The sequence below is a fragment of the Pseudomonas gingeri genome (assembly GCF_013385635.1).
GTDB classification, from domain to species: domain Bacteria; phylum Pseudomonadota; class Gammaproteobacteria; order Pseudomonadales; family Pseudomonadaceae; genus Aquipseudomonas; species Aquipseudomonas gingeri_A.
The window spans coordinates 280,305-304,226 of record NZ_JACAPR010000007.1 but is presented as its reverse complement, the minus strand read 5'-3'; the positions used below and the strand labels follow the sequence as shown (position 1 = coordinate 304,226).

Genomic DNA, 23,922 nt, shown 5'->3' with positions numbered 1-23,922 from the left:
GCACGGACGGCAGCAGATCGACTCAGGCTAATCGGCTCTTTCATGAAGTGAGTACTTCATCGGCCGTTCTTGAAAGCATTATTTACAGCGTTAACCGGCCAAGGGAAAGCCGTTTTCACAAAAAAGCCCTATGTAGTCTGACTACATAGGGCTTGGCATGGCAGCCATCAGCATAGCTTCAGTACAGGTTCGGTTCCATTTCCAGATCGACGGCAAAGCGCTCGGCGATATCGGCCTGGATCCGGCGGGCCAGGGCAAGCAACTGCAGGCCGCTGGCCGCGCCGTAGTTGACCAGCACCAGCGATTGCAAGCGGTGCACCCCGGCATCGCCTTCACGAAAGCCCTTCCAGCCGGCGGCCTCGATCAACCAGCCCGCCGCCAGCTTCACCTGGCCGTCAGCCTGTGGATAACCCACCAGCCCGGGATGCGCCTGCTTCAGTTCGGCGGCGTGGACCGCCGATACCAGCGGGTTCTTGAAGAAACTCCCGGCATTGCCGAGGACCGCCGGGTCGGGCAGCTTTTCGCTGCGGATACTGCAGATGGCCCGGCTGACATCGCTGGCGTTCGGCTGGCTGATGCCCTGCTCGCTCAGGCGCTCGGCCACCGGGCCGTAGCCCAGGTGCAGGTGCTCGACCCGGCTCAGGGCGAAGCGCACACGCAGGATCAACCAGCGTCCGGCGGCATGCTTGAACAGGCTGTCGCGATAACCGAACTGGCACTCTTCCAGGGAGAACTCGCGCAACTCGCCGGTCTGCCGGTCCAGGGCGGTCAGGCCGGCGAACACGTCCTTGATCTCGACCCCGTAGGCGCCGATGTTCTGCATCGGTGCCGCGCCGACGGTGCCGGGAATCAGGCTGAGGTTTTCCAGGCCGGACCAGCCCCGGGCCAGGGTCGACAGCACGAACGGATGCCAGGGTTCACCGGCCTGCGCTTCAATGACCACCCGTTCGCCGTCATCGCTCAGCAGGCGGATGCCACGGCTGCCCATGCGCAGCACCAGCGCCGGGACATCCGCCGTCAACAGCAGGTTGCTGCCACCGCCAATCACCAGCAGCGGCAGTTGCTGTTGCGCCGCATAAGCCAGGGCCTCGCGTACGTCATCGTCGCTGTGGGCCTCGGCGAACCACTGCGCGCGGACATCGACACCAAAGCTGTTATACGGCTTGAGGGAGACCCCGGCTTGCAGTTGCAGGCTCATAGACGCCCCTTGAGTTCGACGACCAGGCGGTCGCTGGCCTGTTCGATCAGGTCCAGCACCTGCTCGAACCCGTGCTCTTCGTCATAGTACGGATCCGGCACTTCCTCCACCGCACCGTCATAACGACGCAGGAACAGGTCCAGCTCGGCCTTGCCCTGGGCCGGTTGCAGCAGCTTGAGGTTGCGCAGGTTGCTCTGGTCCATGGCGAGAATCAGGTCGAAACGGTTGAAATCCGCCGCGCTGACCTGCCGCGCACGCTGCGCCGACAGGTCATAACCGCGCATCCGCGCGGCGCGCTGACTGCGACTGTCCGGCGCCTTGCCGACATGCCATTGGCCGGTGCCGGCGGAATCGACTTCGATATGCTCGGCCAGGCCGGCCTCGCGCAACTTGTGACGCAATACACCTTCGGCCGTGGGCGAGCGACAGATATTGCCCAGACAGACAAACAGAACCCGCATCAGGCCTCCAGCAAGCGACGAACGCGATCGAGATCCTGCTCTGTGTCGACACCGGTAGGCGGTGCCTCCAGGGCATCGGCCACATGGATGCGCACGCCATGCCACAAGGCACGCAACTGCTCCAGGCGCTCGGTGGTTTCCAGCCAGCACGGCCCCCAGCCGACAAAGTCATGCAGGAAGCCGGCGCGGTAGGCATAGATGCCGATATGCCGACGGAACGGCACGCCTTCGGGCATCAGCTCGCGGCCTTTGGCGAAGTCATCTCGGGCCCAGGGCAAGGTGGCGCGGCTGAAGGTCAGCGCCAGGCCGTTCATGTCGCTGACCACCTTGACCACATTCGGATTGAACAGAGTCTCGACGTCTTCGATCGGCTCGGCGAGGGTGGCCATGCGCGCTTCGGTATGCGCCGCCAGGTTGGCCGCGACCTGATCGATCACCATCGGCGGGATCAACGGCTCATCACCCTGGACATTCACCACGATGGCGTCCGGTGCCAGCCCCAGCAGGCTGGCGACTTCGGCCAGGCGGTCGGTACCGGACTCGTGGTCTTCGCGGGTCAGCAGCACTTCGGCGCCGAAGGCCTTGCAGGCCTCGACGATGCGCGCGTCATCCGTCGCCACCACCACCCGCTGGGCGCTACTTTTACAGGCCTGTTCCCAGGTGTGCTGGATCATCGGCTTGCCGGCGATCAGTTGCAGCGGCTTGGCCGGCAGGCGCGTGGAAGAAAAGCGCGCCGGAATTACGACGATGAACGGGGTGCTCATTTGTCCAGGCGCTCATCGGTGCTCAGGGTGCGGGCTTCGCTTTCGAGCATCACCGGGATGCCGTCGCGGATCGGGAACGCCAGGCCGGCGCCCTTGCTGATCAGCTCGGTCTTGTCGGCGCTGAGCTTGAGCGGACCCTTGCAGATCGGGCAGGCGAGGATATCGAGCAGTTTGGTGTCCATGAAGGATTCCCTGGATAAAAACGGGTTTAGGGCAAAAGACGATCGGGCAACAGGCGCAGCAACTGCGTGTCGAACCAGGCCGCGAAAGCCTCGGAAGGCACCGCGTCGACCGCCAGGTACCACCAGTCGGGGGCCGCGAACGCCCGGCACTTCACCGCGTCCTTTTCGGTCATGACCAGTGGCAGCGACGGCGTGAAACTCAGGGCCGCGGCGCTGTATTCGGCGTGATCGGCAAAGGCGTGGGGCACAGGCTGCCAGTGTAGCGTTTCGAGGGTGCCGAAGAAACGTTGCGGGTTGCCGATCCCGGCCACCGCGTGCAACGCCTGCCCGGGCGAAAAATGGTCGAGCGGCCGGCGTTCGCCGCTCAGCAGATTGACCAGGGCGGTCGGTCGCAGGTGGAAGGCGAATCCGTTGTCACCATCCTCGCTGGCCCCGTTGTACAGCAGCGCATCGACGCTTTGCAGGCGTTCGAGCGGCTCGCGCAACGGCCCGGCAGGCAGGCACCGGCCATTGCCCAGGCCACGGGCGGCATCGATCAGCACCAGTTCCAGGTCGCGGGCCAGGCGGTAATGCTGCAAGCCGTCATCGGAAAGGATCAGATCGAGGGTTTCGGTGGCCAGCAGGGCCTGCACCGCACGGCTGCGATCCGGGTCGATCATCAGCGGCACGTCGTTGCGCTGGACGATCAGCAACGGCTCGTCGCCGGCCACCGCCGCGCTCTGATCGGCGAGCACCCGCCACGGCAGGCTCGGCGGCTTGGCGCCATAACCCCGGCTGACCACGCCGACACGCAGGCCACGCTGCCGGCAATGCTCGATCAGCCAGAGAATCATCGGCGTCTTGCCGGTGCCGCCGACGGTGATATTGCCGACCACGATCAGCGGCACCGGTGGCTGGTAGATGGTGCCTTCACCGGCAACGAAACGCGCCCGCTTGCCATCGACCACCCGCCGATACAGCCACTCCAGCGGGCGCAGCAGAACCAGGGCCGGATGACCGCTGTACCAGGCGCGCGTCAGACGATCGGAAAGTGCCATCAGGGAGCCGGCGCCGCCTCGACGGTGGTCATGCGCAAATGGCTGAAGCCGAGCTTGCCGGCGGCGTCCATGGCAGTGATCACGGCCTGATGCTGGGTCTTGCCATCGGCGCTGATGGACAGCGGCAGGTTGGTATCGCCACCGGACTCTTTCCGCAGGGCTTCCATCAGGCTCGCCAGGTCATTTTTCGGCAACAACTGGTTGTTCACCGAGAACACCCCGTCGGCGCTGATGGCGATATCCAGTTGCTTGACCAACTGGTCTTCGGCCGGCGAGCCGCTGACCGCCTGCGGCAAGTCCACGCGCAACTGGGTTTCGCGGGTGAAGGTGGTGGTGACCACGAAAAACAGCAGCAGGACGAAGACCACGTCGATCAGCGACGCGAGGTTGATATCGATGGTTTCCCGGGGCTTGCGGCGGAATTTCACGCTCTGCCCTCGGGCATTTCCACATCACGGTCGCCCTGTACTACCTCGACCAGCTTGATCGCCTGCTGCTCCATGCCGACCACCAGCTCGTCGATCCGGCGTTGCAGGAAGCGGTGGAAGAACACCGCCGGAATCCCCACGATCAGGCCGGAAGCCGTGGTGATCAGGGCCTTGGAAATCCCCCCGGCGAGGACCGCCGCGTTGGTGGTCATGCCCGAGCCCATGAACGAACTGAAAATATCGATCATGCCCAGCACCGTGCCCAGCAGACCGAGCAGCGGCGACATGGCGGCAATGGTGCCGAGGGCATTGATATAGCGCTCCAGCTCATGAATCACCCGGGCGGCGGCTTCTTCGATGCACTCCTTCATGATCTCGCGACCGTGCTTGGAGTTCGCCAGGCCCGCCGCGAGAATCTCGCCCAGGGGGGAGTCGGCCCGAAGTTGCTTGAGTTTTTCCTTGTCCAGCTGCTTGTCCTTGATCCAGACCCAGACCTGCCCGAGCAGATGCTCCGGGGTCACGCGACTGGCGCGCAAGGTCCACAGCCGTTCGGCAATGATGCCCAAAGCCGCGATGGAACTCAGAATGATCGGCAACATCATCCAGCCGCCGGATTTGACCAATTCCCACACAGTGACAGTCCCCTCGAAAAAGTGCGCCACTCTAACATAGGGGTCGGTCTGGCCGAAGAACGTGATGTCGCATACCCCTGCACTTTAATAACCCAGGGTTATTTATTCGCCGGCGGCGGTACCCGCCAGAAACGCCGCTCCCCCCGCAGGAAGCTTGGCGCGCCGAAGGTTCCCAGTTGCAGACGCACGGCGCCCTGCTCCGCGCTGTCATGGATCGCCATGCCCATAGCCTGGTAGCGCGCCATGACCTGCGGATGCGGATGGCCGAACGCATTGCCATGCCCCCGTGAGATCAACACCGCCCGGGGCGCCAGGCGCTGGAGAAAAGCCAGCGAGGAAGAACTGCGGCTGCCGTGATGAGGCGCCTGCAGCCAGTCACTGGCGACAGCCAGCGGGCTCTCCAGGAAGGCCAACTCGGCCTGGATATCGATATCGCCGGTCAGCAACAGCCGCTCGCCATTCGCTTCGATCTGCAAGACGCAGGAACGCTGGTTGCTGTCCCGGGCACCCGGCCATTGCCAAAGGGCAAAGCTCACGCCGTCCCATTCCCAGCGTTCACCACTGGCACAGGGCTCGGCGAGCAGTTGCGCCGGCAAGCCCTCGGCATCGCCGCTGAGCACGCGGATCACCGGCAGGCCGCGCCGGACAGCAAGGGCCCCGCCAGCATGGTCGGCATCGGCGTGGCTGATCAACATCAGGTCGAGTTCGCGCACGCCCAACTTGCGCAGGGATGGCAACACCACGCGTTGGCCCAGGTCGAAATCACCGAAACGCGGCCCCGTGTCGTACAGCAGGTTGTGGTGTCGGGTACGCACCAGGATCGCCAGCCCCTGTCCGACATCCATCTGCCAGACTTCCGCCTGGCCTGCGGGCACCCGGTCTTGTGGTGCCAGTACCACCCATGCCGCCAGCGGCCAGCCCAGGGGCCGCAGCGGCACACCGGCGGGCAGCAACAATAGCAGGATGCCCAGGCTGCCCAGCAGCCAGGCCCACAGCGGGATGGCCTCCGGCAGCCAGGCCGGAACCCGTATAGCCACCTCGGCGAGCCCGAGGAACAGCAACTCCAGCAAACCACCGGCCAGCCACAACAAGGCTTCGCCACCCCAGGGCAATGGCAGCAACAAGGTACCGAGCAAGGCCAACGGCAATACCGCCAGGCTGATCCAGGGTACGGCGATCAGGTTGACCCACGGCCCGCTGAGGCTGACCGGCAGACCCAATACCAGCAGGAACGGCACCAGCCCGAGGGCAATGGTCCATTGCGCGCGGGTCCAGGTCTGCCAGATCCCCCAAGCCCCGAGACGCCCGCTGAAGGTGAAGATAAGCACCGCCACCGCGGCAAAGGACAGCCAGAAGCCGGGACGCAGGCTGGCCAGCGGATCGAACAGCAGCACCAGGTTCAGTGCCAGCAGCAAGGGCCAGGTTGCCCCCAGATGGCGATAACGCAGGCGCCACAGCAGCACCAGGCCGATCATCGCGCAGGCCCGCTGCACCGGCACGCCGAACCCCGCCAACAGGCCATAGCCCAGCGCAGCCGCGAAGGCCAGGCCACAGGCCCACGGCAGCCAGGGCCAGCGTTGCGGCCACAGGCCATAACGCGCCAGACCTGCAACCAGTGCATAGACCAGGGCGGCGAACAGCCCGATATGCTGCCCGGAAATCACCAGCAAGTGCACGGTCCCGGTGTCCTGCAACACGCGCCAGATCTCGGACGACAGCCCCGAACCATCGCCCAGCACCAGCGCCACCAGGGTCGCCGCCTGGCCCCGAGCTTCGACCTGGAGCATCCGCTGACGAATCCCATCGCGCCAGGAGCCCGTGGAGGGCAGGAGCAATTGCCCGTCCTTGACGGTCCCCGTGGCGCCGACCCGTTGTGCCAGCAGCCAGGCCTCACGGTCAAAACCATGGGGATTGAGCAGGCCCTGCGGTGACTTGAGCTTGACCGCCAGCCGCCAGCGCTCGCCACTGTTGACCGGCGGGCCGCCGTACCAGGCCAGGCGGATCCGCTGCGGCAGCGCCCCCCTACGAGCCGTCGCGTCCGCCAGTTCGAAACGCTGTACGGAATCACCAGCCTGCGGCAGGCCGACCACCCGCCCTTCGAGCCACAGCGTCTGACCATCGAGGTCCGGCACCAGGCGATCGGCCAATGCCCAGTGTGCCTGCAGGCAGGCCCAGCTGAAACCGAACAGGAACAAGGCGACGGGATAGCTGCGAAACGGCAACAACATCAGGCCGACCAGTGACAGCACCGGCAGCATTCCGACAGGCGGCAATTGCGGCAAAAACCGCAAAACCAGCAGGCCCGCCGCCAGCGCCAGCATCCCTGTGCGCATCCCCCACTCCTTGAACCGGTCCTCAGTTCTCGGAATAGCCCGGTTGCCCGGCCAGTGCTTTATTAATTGTCACAAAGTCTGAATTGGCCGTACGTAGAATCCGGGCATACTGCCCGCTTGAACCGACCGAGAAGCCTTATGCCGCGTCGCTTATTCAAACGCTACATGCCTGACCCCGACAGCATCCGGGAACACAAGCACTTACGATTTTTCGGCAAACTGCTTCACGATCCGAACCTCTGGCACCTCAATCGGCACTCGGTGGCCCGGGCCATGGCGGTCGGTCTGTTTGCCGCGTTGATGCCGATCCCGTTGCAGATGTTGCTGGCGGCATGCCTGGCGATTTCGGTGCGCGGCAATCTGCCGATTGCCGTCAGCCTGGTGTGGCTGACCAATCCGCTGACCATGCCGCCGATCTTCTACTGCACCTACCAGATCGGTGCCTGGATCATGGCGGTACCACCACGCAGCCTGCCGGACGAGCTGACCTGGGACTGGATCAGCGGCCAGTTGTCGACGCTGTGGCAGCCCTTTCTGCTGGGCTCGGTGATTCTCGGGCTGTTGCTGGCCGCATTGGGCTATTGCGTGACCATGGGTTACTGGCGGTGGTGGGTGGCGCGGCAGTGGAAGAGGCGTCGGGAACAACGCCGGAAGGGATAATCGCAGATCGTTCCTACGCTCCGCGTGGGAATGCAGCCGTGACGCTGTGCAAGCGGGCTTGCCCTCGAGGCTTTTGAAGCGGACGCGGAGCGTCCAGAGAGGCATTCCCACGCGGGAGCGTGGGAACGATCAGCACCGCGTGGGAACGATCAGCACCGCGTTGGGACGATCATCAGGCCAATGCTACTGACGCATGCCCCGGCCACTGACCAGCAGCCGCGTGCAACCGATATACAGGACAATCGTCGCCACCAGCATGAAGGTGATCGCCACGCTGATACGGATATCCGATACGCCGAGGATACCGTAGCGGAAGGCGTTGACCATGTGCAGCACCGGGTTGGCCAGCGACACGCTCTGCCAGAACGGTGGCAGCAAGGTGATCGAGTAGAACACCCCGCCCAGGTAGGTCAACGGCGTCAGCACGAAAGTCGGGATAATCGAGATATCGTCGAAGTTGCGTGCAAAAACCGCGTTGATAAAGCCCAGGAGCGAGAAAATCGTCGCCGTCAGCACCACCACCAGCACGGTAACACCCAGGTGATGGACCTGCAGGTGGGTGAAGAACAGCGACAGCAGGGTCACGATGATCCCCACCATCAGGCCGCGCAGCACACCACCGAGGGTGTAGCCGATCAGGATCGTGTGGGGCGAAACCGGCGAAACCATCAGTTCTTCGATGGAACGCTGGAACTTGCTGCCGAAGAAGCTCGAGACCACGTTGCCATAGGAGTTGGTGATCACCGACATCATGATCAGCCCGGGTACGATGTATTCCATATAGGTGAAACCACCCATATCACCGATCTGCCGGCCGATCAGGTTCCCGAAGATCACGAAGTACAGGACCATGGTGATGGCCGGGGGCAGCAGCGTCTGCGGCCAGATCCGGGTAAAACGCTTCACCTCGCGGTAAACGATGGTGTTGAGGGCGACCAGGTTGGGTTGCAGCTCCGAACTCATACCGCCACCTTCGACAGGTTTTTTTCCACCAGGGACACGAACAGCTCCTCGAGGCGATTGGTTTTGTTACGCAGGCTGAGGACTTCGATCTGCTGCGTGGCCAATTGGCTGAACAACGCGGTGATACCTACCGCCTTGTCGACCTGCACTTCCAGGGTATGGCTGTCGAGCAGCTTGCTCGGATAGCCGATCAACGCCGGCGCCACCGTCTGGGCATGCTTGAGGTCGAGCAGGAAGGTCTCGACATGCAACTGGCTGAGCAACTGGCGCATGCTGGTGTTTTCGACGATGGTGCCGTGGTCGATGATGCCGATATTACGGCACAGCTGCTCAGCCTCTTCCAGGTAGTGGGTGGTGAGGATGATGGTGATGCCTTTCTCGTTCAGCTCGGTGAGGAAGGTCCACATCGAACGGCGCAGCTCGATGTCCACCCCGGCCGTCGGTTCGTCGAGAATCAGCAGGCGCGGCTCGTGGACCAGGGCCCTGGCGATCATCAGCCGGCGCTTCATGCCGCCGGACAACGAACGCGACGGCACATCGCGCTTGTCCCACAGGCCCAGCTGGGTCAGGTACTGCTCGGCGCGTTCCTTGGCGATTTTCGCCGGAATGCCGTAGTAGCCCGCCTGGGTCACGACGATATCGAAGGTCTTCTCGAACTGGTTGAAGTTGAACTCCTGGGGCACCACGCCAATGCTGCGCTTGAGCGCCGCCGGAGATTTGTCCAGGTCGTTGCCAAAGATATTCACCGTGCCGCTGGTCTTGTTCACCAGGGTCGAGAGAATGCCGATGGTCGTGGATTTGCCGGCACCGTTGGGGCCGAGCAAGGCGAAAAAGTCACCTTCGGCGACATCCAGATCGATACCACTCAGGGCCTGGAAACCGTTGCCGTAGGTTTTGGTTAGCTGCCGGATGGACAGAGCGGAACTCATATCGGATTCATGCACCAAGAAGGGAAGAAAGTTCTAAATAAGGGCAAGCCTGTTCGAAAACAATAGCGGCGAGCCAGCACTATGGTGCTTGGCAGCGCCGCACAAGTACAGCAACCCGCGTTAATAGTGGGTATTAAGTCAACGCTGTCATGACCGCCCGCTGATAGGCCGGGCGTTGTTTCAGGCGCTCGAACCAGGCACTCAAATGGGGCAGCGACGGGCGTTCGATGGGCATTTCGAACCAGGCGTAGATAAAGCTGCCGAGGGGAATATCGCCCATGCCGATCTCGTTGCCGGACAGGTACGGCTGTTCGGCCAGTGCCTGATCGACCGTGGCCAGCAGTTCGCCGCAGGTTTTCAACGCAGCGTTGATGGCCGTCCAGTCCTGTTGCTCGACCGGTGTACGCAACACGCCCCAGAACACCCCGCGAAACGGCGTGGCAAAAGACGAGGTGGTCCAGTCCATCCATTTCTCGGCGGATGCCCGTGTTTGCGGGTCTGTGGGCGACCAGGCAGAGCCGCTGGCGTGCTTGCCTGTCAGATAACGGACGATGGTGTTGGACTCCCACAGGACAAAATCGCCGTCCTCGATCATCGGCACCAGGCCGTTGGGATTTTTCTCGCGGTACTGCGGGGTGCCAACGACCCCGAAGGCGCCACCGGCATCGATGGCCTCGTAGGACAGGCCCAGTTCTTCGGCAATCCACAGCGCCTTTCTGACATTCGACGAATTTTTCCGACCCCAGATCTTCAGCATGACGGCCTCTCGTTGGATAAATGCCGAGGCAGTCTACGCCCGATCAGCCACGACTCAAATCGTTGCGCATGTCCCCGCGCAGGGAAATCGCGTCGGGGGCGAACAGATGCGGATAACATTCGGCCAGGTGCCCGTAGAACAGCGGTTCGGGCACATCGGCAAACTGCCCGTGGTCGCGCAGGTACTCCATATGCCGCTGGCCACCCAGGGTGTAGGGGTGGAACACACTGTCGCTCAGGCCGTCGAACTCCAGCGGTATCACCCCGAAGGCTTCGCACAGCCCGCGGTCGAAGGCCGGCGTGGCCTTGACCCAGCGTCCGTCCAGATAGAACTCGGTGTAGCCGTGCATGGCGAACACCTCGCTCTTGAGCAACTCCAGCACCCGTGGCGTCGACAAGTGATTGCGCACATCGGCCAGGCCGATTCGCGCCGGGATCCCGCAATGCCGGGCGCTGGCGGCGAGCAAGGTGGCCTTGGGCACGCAATAGCTCTGCCCTACCGCCAGGGCGTGACTGCCGCGCAAGGTGTCCGGATTACGACTGAAGGCGTAGATGTTGTAGCGAATCTCGTCGCGCACCGCGTAATACAAGCGAATGGCCTGCTCCCGTGGATCGCCACCGGGCCCACGGCGACTTTCGGCGAACTCCACCACGGCCGGGTGGTCACTATCGATGAAGCGTCCTGGATTCAGATACTCGTGCATGACGGCAGTCTCCCTGGGAAGCCCCGAGTCTAGTCCTCGGTCCGGTGCGCCGATAACGACGATTCGGCCAAGTCACAGACCAACCGGGGTTTCCTGCAACAGTGCAAAGGCTTTGCCCGTTCAGGAATGACCGCCATCCAAATGATTTTTCCCACAGATTTAGACACACAGCTCTGACGCCCCGCCTAGCAGATGCCGACTAAGCTCTGGGGTGTTTTTGCCTTGTCTTCACGGAGGATTGAATATGTTGCTGTTGTGGATACTGGTTCTGCTGCTCGGCGCCGCCTACCTGGCGCACCGGCGCATCGCCCCGCTTCCTGCGCTTGGCGTGGTGGCCGTGTACCTCGTCGCACTGGATATTTCTGTCCATGGCCATGGCTGGCTGAAGCTGATCCTCTGGCTGATCCTCGCCGCCGTGGCCCTGCCGCTGTTACTGCCCGACCTGCGGCGCAGGTTCTTCAGCGCACCGCTGTTCGCCTGGTTCCAGAAAGTCCTGCCACCGATGTCGGAAACCGAGCGCGATGCCATCGACGCCGGTACCGTCTGGTGGGATGGCGAGCTGTTCAGCGGCCGGCCCGACTGGAAGAAGCTGCTGGCCTATCCCAAGGCGCAGTTGAGCGAAGAAGAACAGGCCTTTATCGACGGTCCGACCGAAGAGCTCTGTGCCATGGTCAGCGACTGGCAGATCGGCCAGGCCATGGACCTGCCGCCCGCCGCCTGGGAACACATCAAGCAGCACGGCTTCTTCGCCCTGATCATTCCCAAGGAGTTCGGCGGCAAGGGTTTTTCCGCCTATGCCCACTCCCAGGTGGCGATGAAGCTGGCGACCCGCAGCGGCGACCTCGCCTCCACCGTCATGGTCCCCAACTCCCTTGGTCCGGCGGAATTGCTGCTGCATTACGGCACAGACGAACAGCGCAATCATTACCTGCCGCGGCTGGCCCGTGGCGACGACATCCCGTGTTTTGCCCTGACCGGCCCGCTGGCCGGCTCCGATGCCGGCTCGATGCCGGACACCGGGGTGATCTGCAAGGGCGACTGGCAAGGCCAGGAAGTCCTCGGCCTGCGCCTGAACTGGGAAAAACGCTACATCACCCTCGGCCCGGTCGCGACCTTGCTCGGCCTGGCCTTCAAGGCCCATGACCCGGATCACCTGCTGGGCGAGGAAGAAGACCTGGGCATCAGCCTGGCGCTGATTCCCACCGATACCCCGGGTGTCGAGATCGGTCGTCGCCACCTGCCGCTGGGCGCCGCCTTCATGAACGGGCCGAACTCTGGCAAAGATGTGTTCATCCCCCTGGAATTCCTGATCGGCGGCCAGGAAATGCTCGGCAAAGGCTGGATGATGCTGATGAATTGCCTGTCGGTGGGCCGTTCGATTTCCCTGCCGGCGGTCGGCACCGGCGCGGCCAAGTTCACCAGCCTGGTCACCGGCCAGTACGCCCAGGTTCGCGAACAGTTCAATGTGCCGCTGTCGGCCTTCGAAGGGATCCAGGAAGCCCTGGCGCGAATCGGCGGCAATGCCTGGCTGATGGACAGCGCGCGGATGCTCACCGCCAATGCCGTGGACCTGGGGGAAAAACCCTCGGTATTGTCGGCGATCCTCAAGTACCACCTGACCGAACGTGGCCGCGAGTGCATCAGCCACGCCATGGACGTCCACGGCGGCAAGGGCATCATCATGGGGCCGAACAACTACCTGGGCCGCAGTTGGCAAGGCGCGCCGATCTTCATCACCGTCGAGGGGGCGAATATCCTCTCGCGCAACCTGATGATCTTCGGCCAGGGCGCCATCCGCTGCCACCCGTTCGTGCTCAAGGAAATGGCCCTGGCCGGACGCGAAGATCACGACCAGGCACTGCTGGAGTTCGACGGCCTGCTGCTCAGGCATATCGGTTTTGCCGTGAGCAACGCCGCCAGCACCCTGGTGCTGAACCTCGGGCTCGGCCACTTCGAGCCGGCGCCGGGTAACCGCCTCAGCCAGGGCTATTTCCGCGCACTGAATCGCCAGGCGGCGGCCTTCGCCCTGCTGGCGGACCTGAGCATGATGCTGCTCGGCGGCGAACTTAAACGCCGCGAGCGCTTGTCGGCCCGCCTGGGCGATGTGCTCAGCCATCTGTACCTGGCCTCGGCGGCGCTCAAGCGTTACCACGACCTGGATTCGCCCGAGTACCTGGATCCGCTGTTAACCTGGGCCATGGAAGAAAGCCTCGGCCATTCCGAGCGGGCACTGGACGAACTGCTGCGCAACTTCCCCAGCCGGCTGTTCGGCTGCCTGTTGCGGGTCATCGTGTTCCCGTTCGGCCGTCGCCATACCGGGCCATCGGATGCCCTGGATGCCGCGGTCGCCGCGGTACTGGGCCGGGCCAAGGGCGATCCGGCCCTGGAAGCCGTGCTCGCCGGCTGTTATCGCCCGCAATCGGCGGACGATCCGGTCGGCGCCTTGCAACAGGCCTGTGACCTGCTGGGCGCCAGTCATGAACTGCAGAAAAAGCTGCACAGCGGGCTCAAAGGAGGCCAGGTCAAGCCGGCGGCCGGCGAATCGGCCATCGATGCGGCCCTGGAAGCCGGGGTACTGCAACCGGCCGAGGCCGAAACCCTGCGCAAGGCCGAAGCCGCACGGCGCCAGGTCATCGATGTGGATGATTTCAGCAAGGAAGAGCTGAGCCAGAGCACCGGCAAGGTTCGCTAGCGGGACAACACGGGCGCGGGGCCTTATACTCTCGCGCCTGTTTTACTCTTGAGGCCCCTTGTCATGTCCAACGTCGTTGCCGATCACCTGGTCCTGCTCGACCACCTGCGCAGCATTCTGGTTGCCGTCGGCGAAGCCGAACAGGTCCCCGAAGAAAGCCACGCGCTGTTCCTGGAGCGTTTCGACGAGCTGCGTGCGCAACTGCCGGTCGAGCCCATAGAAAGCCAGTACCTGGGCCAGGACCTGCTGTGCCAGGTGATCCAGCGTTATCCACAGATCGCCCATCTGGTCCCGCGCGACCTGCTGTGGTTCTTTGGCGGCGATTGCCTGCACTACATGCCGGACGAAGAGCTGGAGCTGTACCAGGCGCTGGAAGAACGTCGCTACGAAGCCGAACAGAACGACGAACCGTTCGACTGGAACCAGGAAAAGCAGCTGCTGGCCCTGTCCAACCAGGACAGCAAGCACTGATGCCGAGCATCACCCGCCCCCTGTGGGAGCGGGCTTGCCCGCGAAGAACGATAACGCGCATCACCTGAAAGACCTCGGAACGCCCTTCGGGGGCAAGCCCCCCTCCCACGGGTTCTTCCGCGCCGCAGTGTCCAGGCCCTGTCCCTCAAGGCCTAAGGCGACATTGATCCCTGCGTCGATTTCAACGTCGGCTCCCGCGCCAGGCACTCCACCAGATAGTCGATGAACACCCGCAACTTCGGTGACAGATAGGGCGTTGGCGTATACAGCAGCCACAGGCCGCCGTGGTACGAAGCCAGGAACGTCCACGCCGGCAGCACCTGCACGATCAGCCCCTGCTCCAGTGCATGCCGCGCCGTGAAGTACGGCAGGCTGCCAATGCCGATATGCTGCAATACCGCATCCAGCCGCACGCCGGTGTGATTGGCCGCATAGCGCCCGCGTACCCCGACCGTGACCGACTTGCCGCCCCGGCGGAATTTCCAGCGTGCATCGTTGGGCGTATCCCCCAGGTAGATGCAACTGTGCTCCAGCAGGTCATGGGGGTGCTGCGGCGTGCCATGCTCGGCCAGGTACTGCGGGGTCGCGCAGAGCAAATGCTCGATGGGCATCAACTGGCGTCCCACCAGGCCGACCGGCGGATGATCGGTGATACGCAGGATCAGGTCGACATTGTCCTCGATCAGATCCACCGGCCGGTCTTCGAGGATCATCTGCACATCCACCTGTGGATAACGTCGCAGGAACTCCGGCATGTGCGGATGCACGACGAAGCGTCCCACCGCCTTCGGCACGCTCACCCGCACCAGGCCCTGCGCCTCATGGGTGTACTGGCCGCTGATCTCCATGACCGAACGGGCCGCACTGACCATGTCGCGGCAACGCTTGAAGGTCTCCTCGCCGCTGTCGCTCAGGCGCAATCTGCGTGTGGTGCGCTGCAACAAGCGGGTTGCCAGAGCCTTTTCCAGGCGGGAAATCGAACGACTGACGGCCGAAGGCGAAGAGCCGAGCTGCCGGGCCGCCTCGGAGAAGCTGCCGGTCTCGACCACCTTGACGAAAATCGCCATTTCGCTGAGCAGGGCCAGAGGTGGATTTATGCTCATGATGCACAGGTCCATTGAGATTTGACCGGATTATCACATGTCCCGGCCATTTTTATACTGGTCGCCGACAAACCTGATCACGGTCTGTACCACGCCCCCCTGTCGAGGAAACCCTCATGTATTCCCAGTATCTCCACGAATTCATCGCCCTGGCGACCATCCACTTTCTTGCCGTGGTCGCCCCCGGCCCGGACTTCGCCGTGACCATTCGCCAGAGCGTGCGGTTTGGCAGGATGGTCGGCCTGTTCACCGCCATCGGCATTGGCGCGGGCATCTCGGTGCATGTGCTGTACACCTTGCTCGGTGTCGGCACGTTGATGAACAGCGCACCCTGGTTGCTGAACGTCGCCAAGGTCATCGGTGCCGGCTATATCCTTTACCTGGGGATCAATCTGCTCAGGAGCAAACCACAGGGAGCACGGACGGATATCGCCGCACCACAGCCAGACAACGCGCCACGGCAAGGTTTGCCGAAAGCCTTCACCACCGGCTTCCTGACCAACGCCACCAATCCCAAGGCCACCCTGTTCTTCCTGGCGATCTTCACCACGGTGGTCAGCGCCTCGACGCCGCTGAAGATCCAGGCTTTGTACGGCCTGTGGATGTGCAGCATCAATGCCCTGTGGTTCATCCTGGTCAGCCTGCTGTTTTCCAGCGAACGGGTACGCCAGGCGTTTCTGAAGATGGGGCACTGGTTTGAACGCAGCATGGGCGTGGTGCTGATTCTGTTTGCCGGGCGGTTGATGCTTTCTTTATAGTCCGGGGGTGTTTCTGTCTGATTGATCAGATATTCCCCACCAACAGCCTGCAAAGGAATGCGTCCTGCAATGAATTTCGCCCTCAAACACCTGGCCACCACCACATTGATGCTGGCCAGTCTTTCGTCGTTCGCCGTACACGCAGCAGCCAATATCACCCCACAACAGAGCGCGGCCATCCTCAAGACCTTCAGTGACAACTCGGTCACGGATTTCCGCCAGTTCCTCGGCAACCTGGGCAAGAGCGATCTGGCCAAGACCGACAAACTCGGCCCGGCGATCAATGCCTTCCTCGACAACAAGAGCCTGTCCGTCGACCAGCAGAACGAGATCCATCGCCTGCTCGGCATTTACGCACGAGTGAAATACGGCAGCGCCGCCACCGAAACCCTGCGTGAACTGGTGGAGATCCCGACCTTCAACGTCGACGGTGTTGCCCAGCACGACAACCCGGAATTCATCAAGATCGCCGACAAGATCAAGAGCCTTGCCCAGGCCTTCAACCTGAACTTTCGCAACATCGACAACCGCGTCTACGAGATCTCCCTCGAAGGCACCGGCGATGAAGTCGTCGGTATCCACGCTCACGCCGACGTGGTGCCGGTAACACCGGAAAACTGGGTACTGAAGGACGGCACCAAGCTCGATCCGTTCAAGGTCACCCTGATCGGCGACCGTATGTATGGCCGTGGTACCGAGGATGACAAGAACGGCATCGTCGTCGCGCTCTACGCCATGAAGGTCATCAAGGAAGAAAAGCTGCCGCTGGCGCGCAATTTCAAGCTGCTGGTGGACACCACCGAGGAAACCAGCGGCGACGCCATCCCTTATTACTTCGAGCACAACCCGACGCCCACCTATAACCTGGCGCTGGATGGCGGCTACCCGGTGGTGATTGCCGAGAAAGGCTACGGCACCGTGATGGCCAGCTTTGCCCGACGCGAGGCACAGGGCAAGGGCGCGGAAATCACCGCGATGACCGGCGGCATGGCGACCAACCAGATTCCATCGACGTCCGTCGCCACCCTGGTGACCGACAAGCCCGCCGAACTGGCTGCCAGCCTGCAGAAAGCCGGTGCGGGGTATGCCAAGCGCCACGGCGGCAACTTCGAAGTGAGCGCCAAGGTCGTCGGCAAGGACGTCGCGCTGACGGTCACCGGCGTTTCCGCCCACTCCTCCGAGCCCGAGTCCGGGGTCAACCCGGTGGTGCGGATGCTCGATTTCATCAATGGCCTCGATGGCAAAGTTGCGCTCAAGCACAACCAGATCACCGACGCCGCCCGCTATGCCGCCGACAACTGGGGCCTGGATTATCTGGGCAGCAAGCTGGGCGTGGGCTTCTCCGATGCCTTCATGGGACCGCTGACCGCTTCCCTGACGTATGTCGGCCAGGATGACAAGGTCTTCAAGCTCGCGGTCAACCTGCGGGTGCCGAAGGGCAAGTCGCCCGAACTGCTCAAGTCCGAAATCACCGGCAAGCTGGACGCCTGGAGCAAGAAGACCCGGGTTGCCGTGACGCTTGATACCAAAATCGCCGAACCGATGTACCGCAACCCCGAAGGTGAGTGGGTCAAGGCCTTGCTGGCCGTGGCAAGCGAAAACCTGGGCATGCCTCACAAGTTCGGCACCTCCGCCGGCGCCACGTCCGTCCATGAACTGCCCAACGGCGTGCAATTCGGCCTGGCCCGGCCCGAGGTCAAGTACACCGGCCACACCGACAACGAGTTCAAGACCGTGGAGCAGTTCCTGCTGGACCTGCAGATCGTCACCGAGATGATGGGGCGGATCGGGCAGTTGCCGAAGCTCTGATCGTGTTCAGGACCCGCCGTTGCGGCGGGTCCACTGGCGTGAGCCACCATGAAATCGAATAGTAGCGGATAAAGTCACACACAAACAAAAACGCCGCTCATCACTGAGCGGCGTTTTCATTGAATTTGGAGCGGGAAACGAGACTCGAACTCGCGACCCCGACCTTGGCAAGGTCGTGCTCTACCAACTGAGCTATTCCCGCAAATGGCGTCCCCTAGGGGACTCGAACCCCTGTTACCGCCGTGAAAGGGCGGTGTCCTAGGCCACTAGACGAAGGGGACACGCTACCCGGAACACATGGTGTGTGTTTCGGTGTCCAGCACCACATCCGAAGATCTGATCCTGATTTCACTCAGCCCCGCCCGAAGGCAAGACCGTTTAAAATTGGAGCGGGAAACGAGACTCGAACTCGCGACCCCGACCTTGGCAAGGTCGTGCTCTACCAACTGAGCTATTCCCGCATTGGCGTCCCCTAGGGGACTCGAACCCCTGTTACCGCCGTGAAAGGGCGGTGTCCTAGGCCACTAGACGAAGGGGACACGCTACAACATTCACTCCCTGCCGCGTTTCGCTGTGTGCTTTACGCTGCAAGTGGCGCGCATTCTATGGATGGATCGAAGGGTCGTCAACCCCCAACTATAAATTTATTTAAATCAATGACTTCGCCCTGCTTTGCGGCCCTTTCGAGGCTTCCCTCGCGTCCGACGATTGGCGCCTATATTCTGGCACTCGACAAGGCGCTATAGTCCACCTGCGCAAATAGTGGCAATGTGCACCTATCTATAGAGAGGCGCTCTGGCACCGTGCTACACGTCGATCAACGCTATCAGCGACAACGCCAAGCCACTACACTCGCTCGCATTCCACCTTGAAGAGGTCTTAACGGTGACACCACTCATGATCACCCTGCTGGTAGCAGCCGGGATCTTTCTCTTGATCGCCATTGGCTTCCTCAACCATATGGCCGAGAACAACAAGCTGGAAAAGGCTCGCCTCAAGGTTGAACTCAAGGATCGCCTGCGTCGTTGCGGCGAAATCACCGAGACCTTTCCCGGTCAGTACATGAACGCCGCGCTCAAGCTGCTGCTGACGCGCCTGGAACTCAACGTCAATCAACGACTGCTGAACATGAGCAAGACCGATGCCGTGCTCAAGTCGCGCATCGCCGAACTCAACGGCCTGGTCAACCAGGGCGAATCGATCCCGGTCAACAACCCGCCCAGCCCGATCCAGACCGAAGCCAAGGCCAAGGACGTGCGTTTCCTGCTCGAAGCCCTGCACGGCCAGATCACCCGCGCGGCCCAGGATGGTTTCCTGCAGCCCACCGAAGCCAAGCACTGGATCCGCGAAGTGCGGCATATCCTGGTCCTGCTGCACATCGAGTTCTTCAACAACCTCGGCCAGCATGCCTTGCAACAGAACCAGCCAGGGCAGGCGCGCCTGGCGTTCGAACGCGGCGTGCAATACCTGCGCAAGCAACCGGAGCCGGCGGTCTATACCGAGCAACTGCTGTTCCTGGAGAAACTCCTGGCGCGGGCCAACGCCATGGTCCTGGCAACCACCCAGCCGGCCGAAGATGACGTCAACGAACTGACCCAGGGCCTCAAGGATGTGGAAGCCGACGCCGACTGGAAGAAGAAGGCGATCTACGACTGATTGCAGCGGACACGCCCTTCAGGCCGACAGCGCCCATGCGCACGCCATCGCCGGCAAGCCGGCTCCCACATAAGCAGCGGGCATAAAAAAACGGACACGCCATGGCGTGTCCGTTTTTCGTTGTGCCTCGGGAAAGGCGCTTACAGGGCACCTTGCCCGAACGACATCAGGCTACCGGATTGATCGGTTTTTCCGGGTACCAGACGTCCAGCAGCGGGCTGACTTCAGCCGAGCTCAGTTCGCTGCGGGCCTTGAGCCAGCCTTCGACAGCAGCACGTTGCTCTTCGGACACCGAGCCACGCTTGATCAGGCAGACCAGACCGTAGTCATCACCGCCGACATAACCCAGACCATTGGCTTCCATTGCTTCTTTCAGGAAAGCCTCGAGGAAAGCGTCGATAGCCTCTTCACTCAGGTCTTCTTTGAAATCCAGGTTCAGCTCGAAACCCAACTCCTGAAATTCATCAACGCACAATTTTTTGCGCAGACGCTGGGAACGGTTAGTCGCCATGAAACAATCCTCAAAAGTAATAACGGGCGGCACTTTAGCAGTTTGAGGCTGCAATTGCCCGAGTCTCTGGGCGCAGCCGGTCGATCGGGCGCAAAAAATTGAAATGCCGTCCCACCGGCAAGGCCCCAGTAGCGCCCGCTTGGGGCATAATGCCGACACTTTCATGACCATTGAGGGTTTTTTGTCCATATGCCCTCGTATTTTTCCCCTCGGCTGTAGGGTCTTATTTTATATGATCAAATCTTTGCGCCCTTTCGTACTCGCCAGTCTCCTTCTTCCCCTGGCACTTCCCGTTTCCGCCGCTCCGGTCAACACCACCCTCTCTCCCAAGGTCCAGCAGGCAATCAAGGCCAGCAAGCTGCAGAACGATGCCCTGTCGCTGGTCATGCTGCCGCTCAACGGTCCGGGTACACCGACGATGTTCAATGCCGATGTGTCGGTCAACCCGGCCTCGACCATGAAGCTGATCACCACCTACGCCGCCCTGGAAATGCTCGGGCCGAATCACCAGTGGAAAACCGAGTTCTACACCGACGGCACCCTGAGCAACGGCATCCTGCAGGGCAACCTGTACCTCAAGGGCGGTGGCGACCCCAAGCTGAACATGGAAAAGCTCTGGCTGCTGATGCGCGACCTGCGGGCCAATGGCGTGACCCAGGTGACCGGCGACCTGGTACTCGACCGCAGCTTCTTCGTGCAACCGCAGTTACCGGAGTTCAACGATGACGGCAATGACGAAAACAAGCCGTTCCTGGTCAAGCCCGATGCGCTGATGGTCAATCTCAAGGCCCTGCGTTTTGTCGCCCGCAACGATTCGGGCAAGGTGCTGGTGTCGGTCGAGCCGCCGATCGCCAATATCCGCATCGACAACCAGGTCAAGGTGGTCAATGCCAAGCAATGCGCCGGCGACGTGCGCTACAACCCGGTGACCCAGGCCGACGGTTCGACCATCGTCACGGTCAGCGGCCAACTGGCCGAGGGCTGCAGCTCGCAGACCTATCTTTCGCTGCTCGACCATCCGACCTACACCGCCGGCGCCGTACGCGCCATCTGGCAGGAACTGGGCGGCAGCATCCACGGCAAGGACCGCCAGGACGCGGTACCCAAGGGCGCCAAGCTGCTGGCCCGGGCGTTCTCGCCAGACCTGACGGAAATCATCCGCGACATCAACAAGTACAGTAACAACACCATGGCCCAGCAACTGTTCCTCAGCCTGGGCGCGAAGTTCCGCAATGATGCCGACGGCGACGATGCCAAGGCCGCGCAACGGGTCGTGCGCCAGTGGCTGGCGCAGAAAGGCATCACCGCACCGCACCTGGTGATGGAGAACGGTTCCGGCCTGTCGCGTGCCGAACGGGTCAGCGCCCGGGAGATGGCGAGCATGCTGCAGGCAGCCTGGAAAAGCCCCTACGCCGCGGAGTTCATCAGTTCAATGCCGATCACCGGCATGGACGGCACCATGCGCAAGCGCCTGAAACATACGGCGATGTCGGGTGAGGCACATATCAAGACCGGCACCCTGAACACCGTGCGGGCGATTGCCGGCTTCAGCCGCGACAGCAACGGCACGACCTGGGCGGTGGTGGCCATCCTCAACGATCCGAAGCCATGGGGCGCCTCGTCGATACTGGATCAGGTATTGCTGGACCTGTATCGCCAGCCGCGACCGGCCGATTCGGACGAGTAACCTGCACAAGCCATGTGTAAAAGGCAGGTTTATGTGGGAGCGGGCTTGCCCGCGAAGAGGCCGGTAGATTCGCCACACGCCTTGTGGCAGGAACACTGCCTTCGGGGGCAAGCCCCCTCCCACGCAAACTCCACTCCCACAGCTTTTGCTTCGGTCAGAAACCGTTCGACCTGCCTCAGTCGAGCTCCGCCATCACCCGGTCCCGCCCCTTCTGCTTGGCCGAGTACACGCCCGAATCCGCCCGCAGCAAGAGCGCATCCGCCCCCTCCTCCGCGCGCCAGCTGGCAATCCCGAAGCTTGCCGTGACCCGCCCGACGCCGTCGAACGGCATATTGCGCAGCCCATGCCACAGCTCCAACGCCAGGCTGCAGGCCTGTTCGGCGTCAGTGTCGGGGCACAACACCATGAACTCCTCGCCGCCCAGGCGACAGAAGACATCGGTGCGACGCAAACGATGGCTGACCCGCACGCACAATTCCTTGAGTACCCGATCGCCTTCGGCGTGGCCGTACTGATCGTTGATGCGCTTGAAGTGATCGATATCGAGCATGATCACCGCCAGGCTGCCAGGCCCGCGCTGGGCCCGTGCCAGCTCGGTCTTGAGCCGCTCCTGGAAATAACGCCGGTTGTAGATACCGGTCAGCGAGTCGGTGACCGACAGCGCGCGCAGCTCCTCCTCGACCCGCTTGAGATCGGAGATATCGGAAAGATAGCCGTGCCAGAGTATCTCGCCGCTGGGCAGGCGCTCCGGCGTGGCCTCGCCGCGCAACCAGCGCAGGCCGCGCACCGGCAGGATCACGCGAAACTCTTCGCGCCAGGGGCTGAGTCGCTCGGCCGACACCTCGATGGAGGCACGCAGCGGCCCCAGGTCATCCGGATGAACCCGTTCGAATGCCGGCTCGGCATTCTCCTGCAGACGCCGGGTATCGACTTCAAAAATATCCCCCGTACCGGCGCTCGCATAGACAAAATGCGCACCGCCGTCGAGGTTGAGCTTGTACTGGTAGATACCGCCGGGCACGTTCGCGCCAAGCTTTTCCAGCAAGCGGTCGCGTACCTGCAACTGCGAGGTGCGCTGCTCCACCAGCTTGAGGGCACGCTGGCGCTGGCTGACGAGGTTGTACAGCAGGGCACTGAGCAACACGCTCAGCAGTCCGCCGAGCACAGCCAGGCTGGCCTCCGAGGAATGATTGGCCTGGATGAAGGCATCGCTGGGCCGGATGTCCACCTGATAGTCGTGGTCGGCCAGGCGCAACAGGCGAATCGCCGCCAATGAGTTTTCAACCGGCAGATTGAGTGACTCGTACAGCACTTCGTGCTCGCCCTCCGTCGACAGATCGAGGATGCGCACCGACAGGTTGTCGTGGTTCTGTTCCGGCAAGCCGTCGGCCACCAACTGACGCATGCTGATCACCGCCATCACGTAGCCATAGGGCGACGGCCGGGGCTGCTCGACACTCACAGCCAGGGTGACCGGCGCCACCAGCAGCACACCGCGGGCATAGGCCGGTTCGACCCCCACCAGGTTCAGTGGTTGCGAGATCGCCATGGCGCCCGAGTCGCGGGCACGCTCGAGGGTCGAACGGCGCAAGGGCTGTGCCAGCAAGTCGTAGCCCAGCGGCGAACCCAGGGCACTCTGCGTCTCGCTGTACAACACCGGCACATACTCGTCACGCACCGCGGCCAGTTGCAGGTGGCCTTCGGCGTTGAGTTCACGAATGGAAAAATCGCTGATGCCCAGGGCCCGTGCCTGCTGCTCGAACGGCTCGCGCTCGCTGCCCTTGACCCTCGGCGCCCAGGCATAGGCCTGGGTCCGCAGCAGCAACGGCCTGGCGTAACCTTCGAACTCCTGGCGAGTCACCGAATCGGAATTGACGAAAAACCGCCGCAGGCTGTCGAGCCGCTGCGCCTGGTCGTCGAAGCGCTCCTCGATACGGCTGAAGCGTTCACTGGCCAACAGTTCGAAACGCTGCTGCAACTGACGCTGATTGAGGTCACGTGTCGCCACGGACAGCAGCAGAGTGAGCAATCCCCCCGCCACCAGGACCAGTACCGCAACCAGCCACGCAGAGACATCCTCACTGATAAAGCCAAGAATCTTGGGGCGTACGGCATGCGACGACATAGGCGACAACTCATCACGCCGGCGTGTTTTACATCACATTGGCTTTGACTGAGTTATAGCTAT

General features: G+C 62.5%; 22 protein-coding genes and 4 tRNA genes. 7 read left to right on the top strand and 19 right to left on the bottom strand.

Going from position 1 to position 23,922, the window contains the following annotated elements; translation table 11 throughout:
• Nucleotides 1–178: 178 nt before the first annotated feature.
• The 8 genes from murB to HX851_RS35005 all read right to left on the bottom strand — a co-directional run bounded on the left by murB (nucleotide 179) and on the right by HX851_RS35005 (nucleotide 7,035).
• The gene (gene murB, locus HX851_RS35040; protein WP_177064267.1) at nucleotides 179–1,198 is read right to left on the bottom strand and encodes a UDP-N-acetylmuramate dehydrogenase; all 1,020 of its coding nucleotides are present in this window, start codon (nucleotides 1,196–1,198) and stop codon (nucleotides 179–181) included.
• Nucleotides 1,195–1,659, bottom strand: coding sequence for a low molecular weight protein-tyrosine-phosphatase (locus HX851_RS35035; protein ID WP_017126388.1), 465 nt, complete (start codon nucleotides 1,657–1,659; stop codon nucleotides 1,195–1,197). The genes murB and HX851_RS35035 overlap by 4 nt, the downstream gene beginning before the upstream one ends.
• Nucleotides 1,659–2,423: a 3-deoxy-manno-octulosonate cytidylyltransferase gene (kdsB, locus tag HX851_RS35030; RefSeq protein ID WP_177064266.1), complete on the bottom strand. Its 765-nt coding sequence runs from the start codon at nucleotides 2,421–2,423 to the stop codon at nucleotides 1,659–1,661. The genes HX851_RS35035 and kdsB overlap by 1 nt, the downstream gene beginning before the upstream one ends.
• Complete coding sequence (locus HX851_RS35025; protein ID WP_010447200.1) at nucleotides 2,420–2,605, bottom strand: Trm112 family protein; 186 nt, start codon at nucleotides 2,603–2,605, stop codon at nucleotides 2,420–2,422. Before HX851_RS35025 ends, kdsB begins: the two co-directional genes overlap by 4 nt.
• A gap of 26 nt (nucleotides 2,606–2,631) precedes the next feature.
• A complete protein-coding gene (lpxK, locus tag HX851_RS35020) occupies nucleotides 2,632–3,642 on the bottom strand; it encodes a tetraacyldisaccharide 4'-kinase (RefSeq protein WP_177064265.1) in 1,011 nt (336 codons plus the stop codon).
• Nucleotides 3,642–4,070 (bottom strand): flagellar polar localization protein PocB, encoded by a 429-nt coding sequence (pocB, locus tag HX851_RS35015; RefSeq protein ID WP_177064264.1) that lies wholly within the window; start codon nucleotides 4,068–4,070, stop codon nucleotides 3,642–3,644. Before pocB ends, lpxK begins: the two co-directional genes overlap by 1 nt.
• A complete protein-coding gene (gene pocA, locus HX851_RS35010) occupies nucleotides 4,067–4,702 on the bottom strand; it encodes a flagellar polar localization protein PocA (protein ID WP_017126384.1) in 636 nt (211 codons plus the stop codon). Before pocA ends, pocB begins: the two co-directional genes overlap by 4 nt.
• A gap of 98 nt (nucleotides 4,703–4,800) precedes the next feature.
• Nucleotides 4,801–7,035, bottom strand: coding sequence for a DNA internalization-related competence protein ComEC/Rec2 (locus tag HX851_RS35005; RefSeq protein WP_177064263.1), 2,235 nt, complete (start codon nucleotides 7,033–7,035; stop codon nucleotides 4,801–4,803).
• Between the two features lie 138 nt (nucleotides 7,036–7,173).
• Here HX851_RS35005 and HX851_RS35000 point away from each other — a divergent pair, with 138 nt between their 5' ends.
• The gene (locus HX851_RS35000; protein ID WP_177057537.1) at nucleotides 7,174–7,695 is read left to right on the top strand and encodes a DUF2062 domain-containing protein; all 522 of its coding nucleotides are present in this window, start codon (nucleotides 7,174–7,176) and stop codon (nucleotides 7,693–7,695) included.
• A 183-nt stretch (nucleotides 7,696–7,878) separates the two neighbouring features.
• Here HX851_RS35000 and HX851_RS34995 read toward each other — a convergent pair whose 3' ends face one another.
• The 4 genes from HX851_RS34995 to HX851_RS34980 all read right to left on the bottom strand — a co-directional run bounded on the left by HX851_RS34995 (nucleotide 7,879) and on the right by HX851_RS34980 (nucleotide 11,047).
• Nucleotides 7,879–8,658, bottom strand: coding sequence for an ABC transporter permease (locus tag HX851_RS34995; RefSeq protein WP_177057538.1), 780 nt, complete (start codon nucleotides 8,656–8,658; stop codon nucleotides 7,879–7,881).
• Nucleotides 8,655–9,587, bottom strand: coding sequence for an ABC transporter ATP-binding protein (locus tag HX851_RS34990; RefSeq protein ID WP_017126379.1), 933 nt, complete (start codon nucleotides 9,585–9,587; stop codon nucleotides 8,655–8,657). The genes HX851_RS34995 and HX851_RS34990 overlap by 4 nt, the downstream gene beginning before the upstream one ends.
• A gap of 133 nt (nucleotides 9,588–9,720) precedes the next feature.
• On the bottom strand, nucleotides 9,721–10,344 hold the full coding sequence (locus tag HX851_RS34985) for a glutathione S-transferase (protein ID WP_177057539.1): 624 nt from the start codon (nucleotides 10,342–10,344) through the stop codon (nucleotides 9,721–9,723).
• A 43-nt stretch (nucleotides 10,345–10,387) separates the two neighbouring features.
• Nucleotides 10,388–11,047, bottom strand: a complete 660-nt coding sequence (locus HX851_RS34980; protein ID WP_177057540.1) for a transglutaminase-like domain-containing protein — start codon at nucleotides 11,045–11,047, stop codon at nucleotides 10,388–10,390.
• Nucleotides 11,048–11,291: 244 nt separating this feature from the next.
• Between HX851_RS34980 and HX851_RS34975 the strand changes: the two genes are divergently transcribed.
• Nucleotides 11,292–13,739 carry an acyl-CoA dehydrogenase gene (locus tag HX851_RS34975; RefSeq protein WP_177064262.1) on the top strand — a complete coding sequence of 816 codons (2,448 nt, stop codon included), beginning with the start codon at nucleotides 11,292–11,294 and terminating at the stop codon, nucleotides 13,737–13,739.
• Between the two features lie 63 nt (nucleotides 13,740–13,802).
• Entirely contained in the window at nucleotides 13,803–14,210 is a 408-nt protein-coding gene (locus tag HX851_RS34970) for a PA2817 family protein (RefSeq protein ID WP_017126375.1), read from the top strand.
• Between the two features lie 152 nt (nucleotides 14,211–14,362).
• Here the strand turns inward: HX851_RS34970 and HX851_RS34965 are convergent, their stop codons facing one another.
• Nucleotides 14,363–15,313, bottom strand: coding sequence for a LysR family transcriptional regulator (locus HX851_RS34965; protein WP_177064261.1), 951 nt, complete (start codon nucleotides 15,311–15,313; stop codon nucleotides 14,363–14,365).
• Nucleotides 15,314–15,429: 116 nt separating this feature from the next.
• Here HX851_RS34965 and HX851_RS34960 point away from each other — a divergent pair, with 116 nt between their 5' ends.
• Both HX851_RS34960 and HX851_RS34955 read left to right on the top strand, forming a co-directional pair.
• On the top strand, nucleotides 15,430–16,071 hold the full coding sequence (locus HX851_RS34960) for a LysE family translocator (RefSeq protein WP_177064260.1): 642 nt from the start codon (nucleotides 15,430–15,432) through the stop codon (nucleotides 16,069–16,071).
• Between the two features lie 69 nt (nucleotides 16,072–16,140).
• Entirely contained in the window at nucleotides 16,141–17,880 is a 1,740-nt protein-coding gene (locus tag HX851_RS34955; RefSeq protein ID WP_177064259.1) for a dipeptidase, read from the top strand.
• A 126-nt stretch (nucleotides 17,881–18,006) separates the two neighbouring features.
• Here HX851_RS34955 and HX851_RS34950 read toward each other — a convergent pair.
• The 4 genes from HX851_RS34950 to HX851_RS34935 form a co-directional block, all read right to left on the bottom strand.
• Nucleotides 18,007–18,082 (bottom strand) — tRNA-Gly (locus HX851_RS34950).
• A gap of 3 nt (nucleotides 18,083–18,085) precedes the next feature.
• A tRNA-Glu gene (locus HX851_RS34945) sits at nucleotides 18,086–18,161 on the bottom strand.
• A gap of 104 nt (nucleotides 18,162–18,265) precedes the next feature.
• Nucleotides 18,266–18,341: transfer RNA gene (locus tag HX851_RS34940), tRNA-Gly, on the bottom strand.
• A 2-nt stretch (nucleotides 18,342–18,343) separates the two neighbouring features.
• Nucleotides 18,344–18,419, bottom strand: a tRNA-Glu gene (locus HX851_RS34935).
• A gap of 358 nt (nucleotides 18,420–18,777) precedes the next feature.
• On the opposite strand from HX851_RS34935, the gene HX851_RS34930 reads away from it, so the two are divergent.
• On the top strand, nucleotides 18,778–19,536 hold the full coding sequence (locus HX851_RS34930; RefSeq protein WP_177057698.1) for a hypothetical protein: 759 nt from the start codon (nucleotides 18,778–18,780) through the stop codon (nucleotides 19,534–19,536).
• A 166-nt stretch (nucleotides 19,537–19,702) separates the two neighbouring features.
• On the opposite strand, the gene HX851_RS34925 is transcribed toward HX851_RS34930, so the two are convergent.
• Nucleotides 19,703–20,047 (bottom strand): YggL family protein, encoded by a 345-nt coding sequence (locus HX851_RS34925; protein WP_177057699.1) that lies wholly within the window; start codon nucleotides 20,045–20,047, stop codon nucleotides 19,703–19,705.
• A 232-nt stretch (nucleotides 20,048–20,279) separates the two neighbouring features.
• Between HX851_RS34925 and dacB the strand changes: the two genes are divergently transcribed.
• Nucleotides 20,280–21,734: a D-alanyl-D-alanine carboxypeptidase/D-alanyl-D-alanine endopeptidase gene (gene dacB, locus HX851_RS34920; protein WP_177057545.1), complete on the top strand. Its 1,455-nt coding sequence runs from the start codon at nucleotides 20,280–20,282 to the stop codon at nucleotides 21,732–21,734.
• A gap of 175 nt (nucleotides 21,735–21,909) precedes the next feature.
• Here the strand turns inward: dacB and HX851_RS34915 are convergent, their stop codons facing one another.
• Nucleotides 21,910–23,859 carry a sensor domain-containing diguanylate cyclase gene (locus HX851_RS34915; protein WP_177064258.1) on the bottom strand — a complete coding sequence of 650 codons (1,950 nt, stop codon included), beginning with the start codon at nucleotides 23,857–23,859 and terminating at the stop codon, nucleotides 21,910–21,912.
• Nucleotides 23,860–23,922: the final 63 nt, after the last annotated feature.